The 16593-nt window shown below is 64.1% G+C and carries 13 protein-coding genes and 1 pseudogene; 4 read left to right on the forward strand and 10 right to left on the reverse strand.

The features are described 5' to 3' along the window. Nucleotides 1-312 (forward strand): annotated as a pseudogene (locus RYL44_RS00850) (transposase); the annotation flags it as partial. Between the two features lie 125 nt (nucleotides 313-437). On the opposite strand, the gene secG reads toward RYL44_RS00850, so the two are convergent. The 9 genes from secG to uvrC form a co-directional block, all read right to left on the reverse strand. After that, the gene (gene secG / locus RYL44_RS00855) at nucleotides 438-683 is read right to left on the reverse strand and encodes a preprotein translocase subunit SecG (protein ID WP_073983328.1); all 246 of its coding nucleotides are present in this window, start codon (nucleotides 681-683) and stop codon (nucleotides 438-440) included. 162 nt (nucleotides 684-845) lie between these two features. Continuing rightward, nucleotides 846-1622 (reverse strand): triose-phosphate isomerase, encoded by a 777-nt coding sequence (gene tpiA / locus RYL44_RS00860; protein WP_073983329.1) that lies wholly within the window; start codon nucleotides 1620-1622, stop codon nucleotides 846-848. Nucleotides 1623-1625: 3 nt separating this feature from the next. Beyond that, nucleotides 1626-2816: a phosphoglycerate kinase gene (locus RYL44_RS00865; RefSeq protein WP_073983330.1), complete on the reverse strand. Its 1191-nt coding sequence runs from the start codon at nucleotides 2814-2816 to the stop codon at nucleotides 1626-1628. 107 nt (nucleotides 2817-2923) lie between these two features. Further along, nucleotides 2924-3931, reverse strand: coding sequence for a type I glyceraldehyde-3-phosphate dehydrogenase (gene gap, locus RYL44_RS00870; protein WP_314974807.1), 1008 nt, complete (start codon nucleotides 3929-3931; stop codon nucleotides 2924-2926). A 206-nt stretch (nucleotides 3932-4137) separates the two neighbouring features. Next, nucleotides 4138-5121: a DNA-binding protein WhiA gene (gene whiA, locus RYL44_RS00875; RefSeq protein WP_073983332.1), complete on the reverse strand. Its 984-nt coding sequence runs from the start codon at nucleotides 5119-5121 to the stop codon at nucleotides 4138-4140. A 46-nt stretch (nucleotides 5122-5167) separates the two neighbouring features. After that, nucleotides 5168-6172, reverse strand: a complete 1005-nt coding sequence (locus RYL44_RS00880; protein ID WP_073983333.1) for a gluconeogenesis factor YvcK family protein — start codon at nucleotides 6170-6172, stop codon at nucleotides 5168-5170. Beyond that, nucleotides 6172-7167 (reverse strand): RNase adapter RapZ, encoded by a 996-nt coding sequence (gene rapZ, locus RYL44_RS00885; RefSeq protein ID WP_314974808.1) that lies wholly within the window; start codon nucleotides 7165-7167, stop codon nucleotides 6172-6174. The genes RYL44_RS00880 and rapZ overlap by 1 nt, the downstream gene beginning before the upstream one ends. Nucleotides 7168-7210: 43 nt before the next feature. Further along, nucleotides 7211-8434: a formate-dependent phosphoribosylglycinamide formyltransferase gene (gene purT / locus RYL44_RS00890; RefSeq protein ID WP_314974809.1), complete on the reverse strand. Its 1224-nt coding sequence runs from the start codon at nucleotides 8432-8434 to the stop codon at nucleotides 7211-7213. Then, nucleotides 8431-10446, reverse strand: coding sequence for an excinuclease ABC subunit UvrC (gene uvrC, locus RYL44_RS00895; RefSeq protein WP_314974810.1), 2016 nt, complete (start codon nucleotides 10444-10446; stop codon nucleotides 8431-8433). Before uvrC ends, purT begins: the two co-directional genes overlap by 4 nt. Before the next feature lie 188 nt (nucleotides 10447-10634). On the opposite strand from uvrC, the gene glnA reads away from it, so the two are divergent. The 3 genes from glnA (at nucleotide 10635) to RYL44_RS00910 (ending at nucleotide 16015) form a co-directional block, all read left to right on the forward strand. Further along, nucleotides 10635-12059, forward strand: coding sequence for a type I glutamate--ammonia ligase (gene glnA / locus RYL44_RS00900; protein ID WP_314805648.1), 1425 nt, complete (start codon nucleotides 10635-10637; stop codon nucleotides 12057-12059). 117 nt (nucleotides 12060-12176) lie between these two features. After that, on the forward strand, nucleotides 12177-14042 hold the full coding sequence (locus tag RYL44_RS00905; protein ID WP_314974811.1) for an AMP-dependent synthetase/ligase: 1866 nt from the start codon (nucleotides 12177-12179) through the stop codon (nucleotides 14040-14042). Nucleotides 14043-14086: 44 nt separating this feature from the next. Then, a complete protein-coding gene (locus tag RYL44_RS00910) occupies nucleotides 14087-16015 on the forward strand; it encodes an AMP-dependent synthetase/ligase (RefSeq protein WP_314974812.1) in 1929 nt (642 codons plus the stop codon). A gap of 92 nt (nucleotides 16016-16107) precedes the next feature. Here RYL44_RS00910 and RYL44_RS00915 read toward each other — a convergent pair whose 3' ends face one another. Beyond that, nucleotides 16108-16593, reverse strand: coding sequence for a polysaccharide transporter (locus RYL44_RS00915; RefSeq protein WP_314974813.1), 486 nt, complete (start codon nucleotides 16591-16593; stop codon nucleotides 16108-16110).

Below are 16593 nucleotides of genomic sequence, written 5' to 3' on the forward strand. Positions count from 1 at the left end.
AAGTGCGCGAGGTCTTCCACCAAGACACACCCGCCCAAGGCCAACGCCTGGCCGCTCGTCTCATCCAGCGCCTACCAGCCTGCCCCATCCCCGAGATCGCTCGCCCGGGCCGAACCCTACGCAAGTGGAAGGACACACTCGACGCCTACTTCGACACAAGCGGAGGCAGCAACGGCCCCACAGAAGCCATCAACGGACATTATCGAGCTGGGCAGACGCACCGCCAGAGGCTACCGCAACCCCACCAACGACCAACTCCGAATGCTCCTCATCGCAGGAGGCCTAGACGCCTCCACCCACACCCAACTATGAAGAACCCCAAAATGCGAAGAGCCCCTTTAATCCGAAACCGACGGGATTCGCGGGGTACAACCACAAGAAAATGGCCCCCACACGAAAGCGGGGGCCAAAGCACGACGTCTTGAACGATGAACGGATTAGGAGCCGAACTTCGCGAGCAGCGCGAAACTGATGATACACACGAGCCACACCAGCAAGGTCCCCAATGTAATGCGATTCAGGTTGCGCTCGGCAACGCCGGAGGAACCCGCCGATGAAGAAATACCGCCACCGAACATATCCGACAAGCCGCCGCCCTGTCCCTTGTGCATCAGGATGGTCAGGGTCAGCAAGATGCTGGTCAGGAAAATGAGCACGATCAGCACGTTATTCAGAATGGTCACGGTGGGTCCAACTTCTATCGCGGTCACGCCCCGATCCGGGGCACGTACATAGCAAGTGTAACGGAGAATGACGGCGGGGCCAACCGGCACTCGCCGGATGGCCCCGCACCACGTCTGCTTGGCAGCCCAGTTAAGGTGTGCCAACTAGAACGTTGTCACCACTCAGGCATAGAAGTTCGCCATCGCGGCGAAGGAATCAGCCTTCAGGGAAGCGCCGCCGACGAGACCACCGTCAACGTCGGGCTGGGCCATGAGTTCCTTGATGTTACCGGGCTTCGCAGAGCCGCCGTACAGAATGCGGGTCGCCTCGGCCGTCTCGGTGCCGAAGTCCTCGGCGAGCGCCGCTCGGATGGCGCCGCACACTTCCTGTGCGTCCTGCGCAGAGGCAGTCTCGCCTGTGCCAATAGCCCAAATGGGCTCGTAGGCGATGACGATCTTTGCTACCTCTTCGGCCTTCCAACCGGCGAGTGCGGCGCGGATCTGGCCGAGCACGAACTCGACGTAGGTGCCAGCCTTACGGACCTCGAGGGCCTCGCCGCAGCACAGAATCGGAGTCATGCCAGCGTCGAAGACCTTACGCGCCTTCGCGCCAACCAGCTCGTCGGACTCATTGTGGTACTCACGACGCTCAGAGTGACCCATCACGACGTAGGTCACACCAAGCTTGCTAAGCATCTCAGTGGAGATTTCACCGGTGTATGCGCCGTTGTCGTGGATCGACACATCCTGTGCACCATACTTGATGCCCAGCTCGTCGGCGTCAACGATGGTCTGGACGGTACGAATGTCGGTAAACGGCGGGATGACCAGGACCTCGCACTTGGAGTAGTCGTGTCCCGCGTCGGACAGCGCCATTGCCAGGCCCTGGACGAGATGATTGGCCTCGAGGTGATCGAGGTTCATCTTCCAGTTGCCAGCCATGAGGGGGGTACGTGCCATGAGTCAGTCCTCCAGAACTGCGATACCGGGCAGGACCTTGCCTTCGAGGAGTTCGAGGGAGGCGCCGCCGCCAGTGGAAATATGGGAGAAGGTGTTCTCGTCGAAGCCGAGGAGGCGCACGGCCGCAGCGGAGTCACCGCCGCCGATGACGGAGAACATAGAACCCTTCGAGAGGGCTTCAGCGACCGCGCGGGTACCGCCGGAGAAGGCGTCGAATTCGAAGACGCCCATGGGGCCGTTCCACGCAACAGTCTTCGCGGTTGCCAGTTTGTCGGCGAAAAGCTTCGCGGACTTCGGGCCGATGTCCAGACCCATCTGATCGTCGGGGATCGCATCCACCTCAACGACAGTGGCAGGGGCATCCGCCGCGAACTCGGGGGCTACGACGACATCGATGGGGAGCACCAGGTCAACGCCGCGTTTGGCAGCCTCAGCAATGTAGCCCTTGACGGTATCGATCTGGTCAGTCTCGAGCAGGGACTTGCCAACAGAGTAGCCCTGTGCGGCCAGGAAGGTAAAGGCCATGCCGCCACCGATGAAAAGCATGTCGGCTTTCTTCAACAGGTTAGCGATGACGCCGAGCTTATCGGAGACCTTGGAGCCACCAAGGACAACGCCGTAGGGGCGCTCGGGATCGCCGGTGACCTTGGACAGGGACTCGATCTCCTTGAGAACCAGAAGACCAGCGGCCGAGGGCAGAAGCTTGGCGATGTCGTAGACGGAAGCCTGCTTGCGGTGCACCACACCGAAGCCATCGGAGACAAAAGCGTCGCCGAGCTTGGCGTACTCACGGGCGAGTTCTTCGCGTTCCTCGTCGACCTTGGAGGTCTCGCGGGGATCGAAGCGAACGTTTTCGAGCAGGGCGATCTCGCCATCACCCAGGGCGGCGACCGTCTCAGTAGCGGAGGGGCCAACGGTATCGGCGGCCAGGGTAACTTTCACGCCGGAGAGCTCAGCGAGGCGCGCGGCGACAGGGGCCAGCGAGAAAGCGGGATCGACCTTGCCCTTCGGGCGACCGAGATGGGCCAGAATAACGACCTTGGCACCGGCATCGGTCAGGGTCTTCAGGGTGGGCAGAGCCGCGCGAATACGGCCATCGTCGGTGATGACGCCGTCCTTAAGCGGAACGTTGAAATCAGAGCGAACCAAGATGCGCTTACCGCGCAGGTCGCCGAGGGTGGAGATAGTCCTCATCGAAGGATCCTTTCGATTGGATAAAGGCGGTAGTGATGTGCGAGATGCCCGTGCACGTGCGTGCACGGGCATCTCACTATCAGCTCATGGCTGGTTTGTCAGCACGCTCAGGCGAGCTTGGAGCCAACGAGAGCGGTGAGGCGAACGAGAGCGTTCGAGTAGCCCCACTCGTTGTCGTACCAGGACAGGACCTTAACGAGGTTGCCGATGACCTTGGTCTCGGTGGCATCGAAGATCGAGGTGTGCGGATCGCCCATGATGTCGGTGGAGACGATCGGATCCTCGGTGTACTCGAGGACACCCTTGAGTTCACCCTCGGCGGCGGCCTTAACGGCAGCCTTAACGGCCTCGACGGAGACCTCCTTCTTCGCGATGAAGGTGAGGTCGGTCAGGGAGCCGGTCGGAGTGGGGACACGGACGGCGAGGCCATCGAACTTGCCCTCAAGCTCGGGCAGGACCAGGGCGACGGCCTGGGCGGCACCGGTCTTGGTGGGGATCATGTTCAGGGCAGCGGCGCGGGCGCGACGCAGATCCTTGTGGGGAGCGTCGAGGACACGCTGGTCACCCGTGTAGGAGTGGATGGTGGTCATAATGCCACGCTCGATGCCGAAGTTCTCTTCGAGGACCTTGGCGAGGGGGGCGAGGCAGTTGGTCGTGCAGGAGGCGTTCGACACGATGTTCATCGTAGCGCCATCGTACTTGTCCTCGTTCACGCCCATGACGAAGGTGCCGTCGACGTTCTTCGCGGGAGCGGAGATGACGACCTTCTTGGCGCCAGCGTCCAGGTGAGCCTTGGCCTTCTCACCGTCGGTGAAGAAGCCGGTGGACTCGACGACGACCTCAACGCCGAGTTCGCCCCAGGGCAGATCGGCGGGGTTACGCTGAGCGAGCACCTTGATGTGCTTGCCGTTCACGACGATACCCTCATCGTCGTAGGAAACCTCACCGTTGAAGCGGCCCGTGATCGAGTCGTACTTCAGCAGGTGAGCGAGGGTCTTGTTGTCGGTCAGGTCGTTAACGGCGACGATCTCGATGTCCGCGCCCTGCTCGAGGGCGGCGCGGAAGAAGTTACGGCCGATGCGGCCGAAGCCGTTGATGCCAACGCGGGTGGTCACTATGGTTCCTCCTGCTCGTGCCCCTCACAGGGCACGGTTTTCGATGCAACCGGGCGTGCGGGTTGCCAGCCCGGCCCGCAGGTTTCTGCGGTTCCAGCAGTTCCTAATCTACACCCGAAAGCGGACTCTGTCACACCCCAATTTCGAAATTTGTACGTGGGCTAATTCTCGTTTGAACTGGGACGAACGTAACAGGCGCGGAAACTTCAATCTTCTTCAAGCATCTCGAGAGTCAAGGCCGATTCCGTATCTGGAATTCCGCGTTCGTGCGCAACCTTGTCTGCGAGTGCGAGGAGACGGCGAATACGACCTGCGACGGCGTCTTTCGTCAGAGGAGGGTTCGTGTGTTTACCCAGTTCTTCGAGCGATGCCTGCTTGAACTGCAGGCGCAAGGTACCGGCCTCGAGCAGGTGAGATGGAACATCATCTCCCAGAATTTCGAAGGCACGCTCGACGCGAGCTCCGGCCGCAACGGCTGCTCGTGCAGAACGACGCAGGTTCGCGTCATCGAAGTTAGCCAAGCGGTTTGCACTGCCACGTGCCTCGCGACGTTCACGTCTCTCCTGCCATGCCTCGAAGGTGTGAGGTGCCCCCATTGCGGCGATGAGTGTGCCGATTGCATCGGAGTCGCGCACAGAGACCCTGTCTGCGCCGCGCACCTCTTTGGAACGGGCGAGCGCACCAAGCTTGCGCGCGCAGCCAACCATCGCCAGCGCAACCTCGGGACCTGGGCAGGTGATTTCGAGGGAAGAAGAACGACCGGGCTCCATGAGTGATCCGCGAGCTAGGAAGGCGCCGCGCCAGATGGCTGCTGCCTCAGCGGTTCCAGAGGCGACAAGCACGGGGGGAAGCCCACGGACCGGACGCCGCATGGAGTCAACCAGGCCGGTCAGGCGCGCCAAGTCGTCTGCCTTATGAACGACGCGCACGACGTAGCGCTTGCCGCGACGCAGAGAAGAACCCGAGACTACGACGACGGTGGATTCCGCGTTGTAAAGAGCATGAAGGTAGGTGCGTAGCCGACGTGCGGCAACGGGAGAGTCGAGCTCCGCCTCCACGAGAATGCGTCCGCCAACAAGGTGCAGTCCGCCCGCGAAGCGAAGCATTGCGCTCACTTCGGCGGCCACCACTGATGGCGTGGTGATGACAGCGCGCGCAAGCTCGTCCTTCATGTCTGATGTCAGGGACACAGGTTCTCCCTATGGTGTGATGTCGTTGGTCAGCGTGCAACAGGTTCTAAGGTAACCACGTTTCGGTCTGGCCGACCTCACCAAGGAAGCCGTCAAATGCGTCACGCAGTGCGGCGGCGAGGCGCAGCGGGTCGTGGTGAGGGGCACCGTCTCCGGTACGGACCTGACGCAGAAGCACGCGGGCGCCGAGTTCCTCGGCGGCCACAATGAGATCGTCGATGTCATCGCATGCTGTGGGATCGGCGACGACCACATCGAGTTTGAGTGCCGGGGCATACTCGCGCAGCACCCGCACGTGGTCGGCGGTCGACATCGTGTCGGTTTCACCGCGCTGGCGCGCAAGGTTGAGCACGAGCGCGCGGTGCGCATCGGTCGTTGCCAGCGCACGGTTGATGTCAGGGACCAGCAGGTGCGGAATGACGGAGGTGTACCACGAGCCAGGGCCGAGCACGACCCAGTCTGCTTCGGAGATTGCATCGATGACGGCGCTGGGAACCGCTGGCGTTTCCGGCGTGATACGCACATATTCAACGGTTCCGGGTGCAACGGCAACCTTGGATTGCCCGGCGACGACGTAGCGTCGGCCCCCGTCGTTCATTTCTGCTTCGATGTCGATCGGCGTGGTTGACATGGGTAGGACACGCCCCTGCGCACCGAGCAGGCGTCCCACCCAGTCGAGGCCTTCGACAGGATCGTCAAGAAGCTGCCAGAGTCCGGAAATCAAAAGGTTGCCCAGCGCGTGCCCGTTGAGGGGGCCGCTCGTATCGAGGCGCAGCTGCATAACGTCACGCCAGGTCAGTCCCCATTCTGATTCTTCGCACAGAGAGGCCAAAGCCATGCGTAGGTCGCCTGGGGGGAGGATCGGCATTTCTTGGCGCAGACGACCGGAGCTGCCGCCGTCGTCTGCGACGGTGACGATAGCTGTCAGGGCGCGGGTGATGTGGCGAAGTGCCCGCAGGGTGGCGGACAGGCCGTGCCCGCCACCTAGGGCAACGATGGACTGGCCGGATTCTCCTCGTTGGACCCAGCCAGCTGCATCAAGATAGGGCATTATTCTCTCCCAATGTCGCGGTGCATGACGCGCACCGAGTGTCCGTGCTCGCGCAGGCGTTGCGCGATGGCTTCGGCGCATGCAACGGAGCGGTGTTTTCCGCCGGTGCATCCGATGGCGATCGTGACGAATGGCTTCAATTCTGCCAGATAGCCGGCGAGCATGGGGGCTAAAAGGTCGGCATAGCCGAGAGCGAAGTCACGCGCACCCGGCTGGGAGAGCACATAGTCCGCGACGGCCTGGTCTTTGCCGGTCAAATGCCGCAATTCGTCGACCCAGTAGGGATTCTTCAGGAAGCGCACGTCGACGACGTGGTCAGCGTCGAGGGGAAGCCCGTGTTTGAATCCGAAGGATTCGACGGTCACCTGCAGCGGTCGCTTCTCCCCCGCGACGATGTCGCGGATGCGGCGGGTCAAGTCGTGCACGCTCATCGTGGAAGTGTCAATAACTTCATCGGCGGTGCGGCGCAGCGGCGCGAGCAGGCGCATCTCTGCTTTGATGCCGTCCATCAGTGTGCCAGCGCCCTGGAGTGGGTGGGGGCGGCGGTTGGATTCGTATCGTCGCACGAGGGTTTCGGGGCTGGCCTCTAGGAAGATGATGCGGTAGACGATGCCAGCTCCTTTGAGCTGTTCGAGGGTCACGTCCAGGGTGCGAAAGAAGGTACGTGAGCGCATGTCGACGCCGACAGCGAGACGGTGGACGCCTGCCGCGGGGTCGTTGGACATCATGCCGACCAGGGCGGGCAGCATCGACGGGGGCAGGTTGTCGACGACGTACCAGTCGAGGTCTTCGAGGGCTCGCGCAGCGCCGGTGCGGCCCGCTCCCGAGTAGCCGGTGATGATGAGGACTTCGTTGGAGGCGCGGGGCTCGTACTGGACGCGCATCATGTCGCGCACGGGGATGCCCTCGGGGAAGGTGCGCGGGTTTTCCTCCCCCGTGGACGAGGCCGGGGCATCGGTCGCGCGGGGCGCACCGTGGGGTGCATGGTCGGTCATAATGTCCTCCTTGGGAGCGGGCTCTTCGCGTGCGGGGGTTGTGTTAGACGCTGGCGGAAGCAGCGTCGTTGATTGTGATGGCGGCTGCGGCGCGTCGGGCGATGACGCGCGATTCCTTGGGGGTGGTGGCGGTGGCGGCGACAACTCCGACGCGCCTGCCGACGCGGCTGATCGGTTTGCCGAAGAGGCGCACGATGTCGGCGGTTGCCAGAGCGGTGGCGACGCCCCGGTAGGCCGGGGATTCGATGGCCCGCACGGACTTGATGACGGCGGAGGCGCCGGGGCTGGCCAGGGCCGTGGAGGTGGGTAGGCCGAGGATGGCGCGCGCGTGGAGCTCGAACTCGGATTGGCGCTGGGTGACCATGGTGACCATGCCGGTGTCGTGGGGGCGGGGCGAGAGTTCGGAGAACCAGACCTGGTCGCCACGCACGAAGAACTCAACGCCGAAGACGCCCAGGCAGGGGCCGTTGCCGTGCTCGGCGAGGGCGTCGGTGACTTCCTTGGCCATCTGCCGGGCGGAGGCGAGCGCCTCCTCGCTCATGGCCATCGGCTGCCAGGACTCGACGTAGTCGCCGTCCTCCTGGCGGTGGCCAATGGGCACGCAGAAGGAGGTGAGGACGCTGGAGCTTGCTGCGTCCCACGAGCGCACGGTGAGCAGGGTGATCTCGTAGTCGAAGTCGATGCCCTCCTCGACGATGACCACACCGGTTGTCGCACGCGCATCCTCCTCGGCGTGCGCCCACGCGGCCTGCGCCTGCTCGGGGCCTCTCACGCGAGACTGCCCGTGGCCGGATGAGGACATCGTGGGTTTGACGAAGGCAGGGTAGCCGACCTCGTCGAGAGCCTCCGCCAGCTCTGCCTCGCTGAGCGCGAAGCGGAATGCGGAGGTACGCACGCCGGGCAGGGCAGCCGCCAGGGTACGGATGCGCTGACGATCCATGGTGGCCTGGACGGCGAAGGCGTTAGGGACCACACGCACGCCGCGCTCCTCCGCGGCGGACAACTCATCCGTGGCGATGGCCTCGACTTCGGGAACGATCAGGTCGACCTCGACCGCATCCAGGACCTCGCGCAAGGCTCGCCCGTCGCTCATGTCGAACACCAGGGAGGAGTCGGCGACCTGCATCGCGGGCGCACCCTCGTAGGAGTCTGCGGCAATCACCGTGCAACCGTAGCGCTTCAGGGCGATCGTCACCTCCTTGCCGAGCTCGCCGGAGCCCAGGAGCAGCACCCGCGCAGGAAGCGGCATCGGAAGCATCGTGGTCATGGTGTGTCCTCCCTTGACGATGCTGCAAGCCTATCGCGGATCGAAGCCGCGAGGGCGGGTCCCACGCCCTTGACCTCGGCAATCTGCTCGAGACTCGCCTCCCTCATGCGCTTCACGGAGCCGAAATGCTTGAGCAGCGCCGCCTGGCGGGCGGGTCCAAGCCCCGGGATGGAGTCCAGCACCGAACGCCGCTGCGCCTTCGATCGCCTCTTGCGGTGCTTGGTGATCGCGAAGCGGTGGGACTCGTCGCGCAGATACTGGAGGAGATACAGAGCCTCCGAGGTACGCGGCAGGATGAGGGGGAACTCGTCGCCGGGGATCCACACTTCCTCCAGGCGCTTGGCCAGGCCTACGACGGGCACGTCCGCGCCCACGGCGTCCAGGGCGGCGCGCGCGGCGTTGACCTGCGGGAGGCCTCCGTCGACGAGCACCAGGTCGGGCCTGTACGAGAAACGCTTGGGACGCCCGGTCGTCTCGTCGATCGGACCCGAGGCGAAGGCGACGCCATCCTCGTCCTCACCCTCAACGCCCGCCTCCTCGGCGAGCAAGCGCGAGAAGCGACGGGTGAGGACCTCGTTCATCGCGCTCGTGTCATCGGGCGTACCGCTGCCGTCCTGACCGCGAATATTGAAGGTGCGATACGCGTCCTTACGAGGCATCCCATCCTCGAAGACCACCATGGAAGCCACCTGATTCTCGCCTCCCGTGTGCGAGACGTCGTAGCACTCGATGCGCAGGGGCGCACCCGGCAGGTCCAGGTTCTCGGCCAGCTCCTCCAGCGCCTTCGAGCGCGCCGTGATGTCGCCCGCGCGTTTCGTGCGATGCAGGGCGAGTCCCTGGCGCGCGTTCTCCGTCACCGTTGCCATAAGCTGGGCCTTCGGACCGCGCCTGGGCACGTGGATCGACACGGACACGCCGCGCACCTGTCCCAGCCAACGCGCGATCGTCTCGGCATCCTCGGGCACGACCGAGACCAGTACCTCGCGCGGGATCGCCGAGGTCGGGGTGTGCGCGACGTCGTCCACGCTCACCGCCGCCACCTTCGCCGCACTCCCCGCCCCGGCCTCGTCCATCGACGCCGAGGAATACACCTGCTCGAGGAGGCGGGACATGAGCGCCTCCTCCCCCGCCCCGTCCACGCGCTCAATCACCCAGCCGCGCGTGCCGCGGATGCGCCCGCCGCGCACGTGGAAGACGTAAACGGCCGCGTCCAGGTCGTCGCTGACGAGAGAGAACACGTCCGCGTCCGCCCCGTCGTCGAGCACGACCGCGTTACGCTCGAGCACCGTGCGCAGCGCCTTGACGTCATCGCGCAGCTTCGCGGCGCGCTCGAAGTTCAGCTCCACCGACGCCTGGCGCATCTGCTCCTCCAGGTCTCGGATCACCGGGCCCGTGCGCCCCTCCATGAACTGGCACAGCCCCTCGGCGAGCTCGCGATGCTCCTCCATCGAGATGCGCCCCACGCACGGCGCCGCGCACTTGTCGATGTAACCGAGCAGACACGGACGCCCCTGAGCCTTCGCACGCTGGAACACGCCCGCCGAGCACGAGCGCATCGGGAAGACGCGAAGGAGCTGATCGATCGTGTCGCGAATCGCCCACACCTGAGTGTACGGGCCGAAGTAGCGCGACCCGGCCCTCTTGCGCTCACGCGTGACCTGCACGCGGGGGAAGCGCTCCCCCATCGACACCGCCAGGTAGGGATAGGACTTGTCGTCCTTAAACATGACGTTGAAGCGCGGATTGAACTCTTTAATCCACGTGAACTCCAGCGTGAGGGCCTCTACTTCGGAGCGCACGACGGTCCACTGCACGGCGCTCGCGGTCGTCACCATCTGCTGGGTGCGCGGGTGCAGATTCGCCAGGTCCTGGAAGTAGTTGGTGAGGCGGTTGCGCAGGTTCTTGGCCTTGCCGACGTAAATGACGCGCCCGTCCGGGTCGGAGAATCGGTAGACGCCCGGCGAGGTCGGAATGTCTCCCGTGCGGGGCCTGTACGTCGAAGGATCTGCCACGTTTCCAGGGTACGAGGCCGTGGCTGTGTGCGCCCGATGCCCAGTGTGCGCGTGCTCTATGTCATGAATCCTTTGAATGGTGAAACTAATACGCGAAGCGGCCACCCGAGGGCTTATACTGTATTTGGTTACGAGTTGACTAATTCTTGACCAATGAGTAGAACCCATTCCCACAAAGAAGGACGTTCATGTTCACCTCCAACGAAGAGGTCGCAGCCTTTATCTCCGAGCAGAACATTGAACTCGTCGACGTGCGCTTCTGCGACGTCCCCGGTGTTCAGCAGCACTTTACGATTCCGGTGAGCGAATTCCTGGACGCCGCTTTGTCGGATGGCCTCATGTTCGACGGATCCTCAGTGCGCGGCTTTACAGCCATCCACGAGTCCGACATGAAGCTCATCCCGGACGTCTCCTCCGCGTTCGTCGATCCCTTCCGCGACCGCAAGACCCTGGTCGTCAACTTTTCAATCGTCGATCCCTTCACTGACGAACCCTTCTCACGCGATCCTCGCCAGGTGGCCGCCAAAGCCGAGGCCTACCTACGTTCCACCGGCATCGCAGACCAGTGCTTCATCGGCGCCGAAGCCGAGTTCTATCTCTTCGACGACGTACGCTACCAGGTCAGCCCCCACAACACCTTCTTCTCCGTCGACTCCCCCGAGGCGTACTGGAACACCGGTCGCGTCGAAGAGGGCGGCAACATGGGCTACAAGGTGCCCGTCAAGGGCGGCTACTTCCCGGTCTCCCCCGCCGACAAGTACGCGGACGTACGCGACGAGATGAGCCGCCTCCTTGAAGAGGTCGGCCTGACGATTGAGCGCGCCCACCACGAGGTCGGCTCGGGCGGCCAGCAGGAGATCAACTACCGCTTCGCGACACTACAGACCGCAGCTGACGACATGATGAAATTCAAGTACGTCGTCAAGAACTCGGCTCTCGAGTTCGGTCATTCCGCTACTTTCATGCCCAAGCCCCTGTTTGGGGACAACGGTTCGGGCATGCACACGCACATGTCACTGTGGAAGAACGGCGAGCCCCTGTTCTACGACGAGCGCGGCTACGGCTCCCTGTCCGACACGGCGCGCTGGTTCATCGGCGGTCTGCTCGAGCACGCGCCAGCCCTCCTGGCCTTCACGAACCCGTCGGTGAATTCCTTCCGACGCCTGGTTCCCGGCTTTGAGGCACCTATCAACTTGGTCTACTCCGCCCGCAACCGCTCAGCATGCATCCGCATTCCCGTGACCGGCACATCCCCGAAGGCCAAGCGCGTGGAGTACCGCGTACCGGACCCGAGCGCGAACCCATATCTTGCTTTCTCCGCGTGCCTCATGGCGGGTATCGACGGCATCAAGCGCCGAATCGAGCCTGCCGCACCAATCGACAAGGACCTCTACGAGCTGCCTCCCGCTGAATACCAGGACATCGCGAAGCTGCCCAGCTCGCTTGAAGCCGCCCTCGACGCGCTGCGTGAGGATCACGAGTTCCTCACCGAGGGCGATGTCTTCACCCAGGACCTGATTGACACGTGGCTCGAATACAAGGAGACGAACGAGGTGGCGCCGATGCGAGCCTACCCACACCCCTATGAGTACCAGATGTACTACGATCTGTGATCTAGTCGTCACTTGTAAGGCCCCTGCCCCGTTTTTGGCGCAGGGGCCGCGCAATACCCAGTAGACTCACATCGAACCTGTTGTTCAGTCTTTGAACCGACAATTCCGGAGGACACGATGAAGCGCATGCGAGACGGCTCCTACACGATCAAGCCGACCTACAAGGTCGGGGAACACGAAATCATCCCCGACATGCTCGCTAAGCGGGCCACCAAGTTCCCCAAGCAGGTCGTCGTCGAACAGCGTTCCTCCGTCGGCTCTACACGCTCATTGACTGCCAAGGAACTCCAGCGCCAAGTCGACTACACCGCGTGCGGCCTCATCGGCCTCGGCGTGCAGGCGGGAGACGCGATTGCGATCCTCGCCCCGACCTCGTACGAATGGCTCCTCCTGGACCTCGCCCTCCTCTCGATCGGCGCGATCACCGTCCCGATCTACGAGTCCGATTCCGCCTCCCAGATCGAGCATATCCTCACCGATGCTCACGTCACTCGCGTTTTTACTGCGACCACCCAGCAGGCAGAACTCGTACGCTCGGTCACCCCCACTGCCACGCGCGCAGTCACCTCCTTCGACCAGGGAGCCATGCGGGCGATCGCGCGAGCCGCCACCAATGTCACCATCAACGACGTTGAGAAACGCCGCGCCACCGTAACTTCCTCTGACATCGCGACCATCATCTACACCTCCGGAACAACCGGAAATCCCAAGGGCGTGGCCCTCACGCACGCGAACTTCATCGCTACCGCGCAGGGTGCCCGCCAGGTACTCGGCCAGGTCATTGACTCCCCCGAGACCCGCCTGCTGCTATTCCTCCCAGTCGCCCACGTGCTCGCCCGCCTCGTCATGCACGTCATCCTCTCCGGCCAGGGCGTGCTCGGTTTCTCCCCCTCCATCAAGAACCTCCTGCCGGACATCCAAGCCTTCAAGCCCTCCGTGCTCCTCGTCGTACCACGCGTGCTGGAGAAGGTCTACAACGCGGCCTCCTCCAAGGCGGGCGGCGGCATCAAGGGACGCATGTTCGCGTGGAGCGCCAAGCAGGCCCGCACCTACTCCCTCGCGTCCGAGAAGACCTTCGGTCCGGGTCCCTTCAAGAAGATCCGCCACGGCATCGCCGACGCCCTCGTCCTGAAGAAGATCCGCTCGGTGCTCGGCCCCAACCTGCGCTACATCGTCTCCGGCGGCGCCCCCCTGGCCACCGATCTCGCCCACTTCTACGCGGGCATGGGCATCACCCTCATCCAGGGCTACGGCCTGAGTGAAACCACCGGACCAATCGCTGTCCAGCACATCGGCAAGAATCCCGTTGGCACCGTCGGCTTGCCCCTGCCGGGCAACTTCATCAAGATTGCCAAGGACGGCGAGATTCTCGTGCGCGGGCAGTCCGTCATGCCCGGCTACTACCACCTTCCCGAGCAGACAGCCGAGGTTATGCCCGACGGCAAGTGGTTCCATACGGGCGACCTCGGTTCGATCGACCGCAAGGGCCAGCTGACCATCACCGGTCGCAAGAAAGAACTCATCGTGACGGCGGGCGGCAAGAACGTCTCCCCCGAGATCCTCGAAGATTCACTGGCAACCCACCCTCTCATCGCCAACGTCATCGTGGTGGGCGACCAACGCCCCTTCGTGGGCGCACTCTTCACACTCGACGCAGACATGCTGCCAGACTGGCTGGCCAAGCATGGCCTGCCGCAGTGCTCGCCCACCGAGGCCGCCGAGTTACCCGCCGTGCGCGAATCCCTCGAAAAGGCTGTCGAACGCGCCAACAAGGCCGTTTCCCGCGCCGAGTCAATCCGAAAGTTCCGCATCATCGACGCAACCTTCACCGTGGAGAACGGCTACGTGACGCCGTCGATGAAGCTGCGCCGCCGCAAGGTCCTGACCGACTACGCCTACGAGGTCGACGCACTATACGGAGGCCCAGTCTTAGCGGAACCCGCAAAGAAGCGCGGTCTCTTCTCTCGCTTGAAGAAGCACTGAACCCCACATACAGCGCCCCGCGCTCACCCCACGAAAGGACCGTAATGACGGTACGCAGACTCGCCGATGGCTCATGGGAGTCAGTTCCAACACGCGAGGCTACCGAGGACATGAACCTGCCCAAGATGCTCCACCAGCGCGTGCAGCGTCACCCCGGGCAGTTCGCGATCGAGCGCCGATCCAACGTCGGCGCGTGGCGCCGCGTGACGATGGAGACGTTCCTCGGCGAGGCCGACTCGATCGCGCGTGGCCTCATCGGCATCGGCCTCGAGGCGGGCGACCACCTGGCGATCCTGGCCCCGACCTCGTATGAGTGGGTCCTCATCGACGTGGCTGCCCTGTCCTGCGGTGCGATCACGGTCCCCATCTACGAGACGGATTCTGCGCAGCAGATCGCTCACATCCTGGCCGACGCTGACGTGCGCATCGTCATCACGGCGACGACGCAGCAGGCCGAGCTGGTCGAATCCGTGCGCACCGAGGGCGTGCGCCACATTCTGTCGCTCGATCGCGGCGCAGAGCGCGTCCTGACGGGCGCAGCGCAGGGGGTGACGGTCGAACAAGTGCGCGAGCGCACCGAGGCCGTCACCCTCGGCGACGAAGCGACGATCATCTACACGTCGGGTACAACCGGCATGCCCAAGGGCGTGGTCCTCACGCACGGTAACTTCATCTCGCCGATGCTGCAGGCCTACGACTTCCTGCCCCTGCTCATCAACGATCCGAAGTCTCGCTCCCTGCTCTTCCTGCCGGTCGCCCACGTGCTCGCGCGCTTCGTCATGTACTGCCTGCTCGCGGGCCAGGGTGTCACCGCTTTCTCGCCGGACACCCGCAACTTGGTTGACGACATCGCGACTTTTAAACCGACGATGCTCCTAGTCGTCCCGCGCGTCATGGAGAAGGTCTACAACGCTGCGGCTGCGAAGGCTGGCGGCGGCGTGAAGGGACGCATGTTCTCCTGGGCAGCCAAGCAGGCGCGCGCCCTGTCCAAGGCCACCGCATACGCGGACTCTCCCCTGCCCGAATCCGCGGTCGCCGGCCCCGGCCCGGACACGACGCCCATCCCCGACGCCTCGGCGATGCCCTCCCCCGGCCCGTCGTCCGCGCTGAAGCTGCGCGCCCGCCTCGCCGACGCGCTCGTCCTATCGAAGGTCCGCGCGATCCTGGGCCCGAACCTGCACACAATCATCTCGGGCGGCGCGCCCCTGGCCCTCGACCTCGCGAACTTCTATCGAGGCCTGGGCATCACGCTCCTCCAGGGCTACGGCCTGTCCGAGACGACCGGACCGATCTCCGTGGAAACGCCGCAGGACTTCCCCCCGGACTCGGTGGGCTTCCCGTGGCCCGGCAACCGCATGACGATCGCCCCCGACGGCGAGCTGCTCGTACGCGGTATCTCCGTGTCGAAGGGCTACCACAACCTGCCCGAGGCCACGGCCGAGGCCTACGTCGACGGCTGGTTCAAGACCGGCGACCTCGCCTCCATCGACGATCGCGGTCACCTGCGTATCACGGGACGTAAGAAGGAACTCATCGTGACGGCGGGCGGCAAGAACGTCTCCCCCGAGATCCTCGAGGATTCCCTCTCAACGCACCCGCTCATCGCGAACATCATCGTGGTCGGCGACAACCGCCCCTACATCGGCGCGCTCATCGCCCTGGACACAGAAATGCTGCCCGAGTGGCTCTCGCGCCACGGCCTGCCCGTCGTCGACGCGGCGCAGGCCGCGACCCTGCCCGAGGTGCGCGAGTCCCTGGAGAAGGCGATCGCCCGCGCCAACAAGGCGGTGTCTCGCGCCGAGTCGATCCGCCGCTACCGCATCGTGAATGCGGCCTTCACCGTGGAGAACGGCTACATGACGCCCTCCCTCAAGCTCAAGCGCCGCCGCGTCCTGGCCGACTACGCCGGTGAGGTCGACGCCCTGTACGCGTCGGGCGAGGCCGCGAAGAACAAGGAGAAGAACCAAGAGTAAACCGGCCGCCAGCGCGGGGGTACCACACAGATGAAGCGGCCTCGGCCTCGTCTCAGTGACGAGGCTGGGGCCACTTCATGCGTTCAGGCTCCCTAGTCCGCGGTGTTGCGTCCCACGACGAAAGCGGCGAAGAGCGCGAGGAGGAAGGCAACGCCGATGACCGGCATCGGGATCCAGAAGAGCATTCGGCGCGCGATCTCCAGGGCGGCCGAGGCGACGACGCCGACTGTCAAGAACATGTGGAAGGCGCGCGCCCACACGAAGCCACCGGATTCCGAGCTCCACAGGGACACGAGCGTCATGATCAGGAACACGAGCACAACCGCATAGATCGCAATGACCGTCCCCAGCTGCCACACGTGGCGAGCCTCCGCATGAGCCGTCACGCTCAGGCACAGGTTGCCCAGCCCGGCGACGAAACCGCAGCCCAGCCCATAGACGCGGCTGCGCCCGGCGCCGTGGGCCACGAGAGCCTTGAGGGCGAGGCCGCCCGACACCACCATGAGCGCCAACACGATCAGGTGGACCCATGCTGGCCAGTAATAAGAGGAGCCGTAGAGACCGTATGCGGGATTCAT

Source organism: Actinomyces bouchesdurhonensis (genome assembly GCF_963540955.1).
GTDB lineage: Bacteria > Actinomycetota > Actinomycetes > Actinomycetales > Actinomycetaceae > Pauljensenia > Pauljensenia bouchesdurhonensis.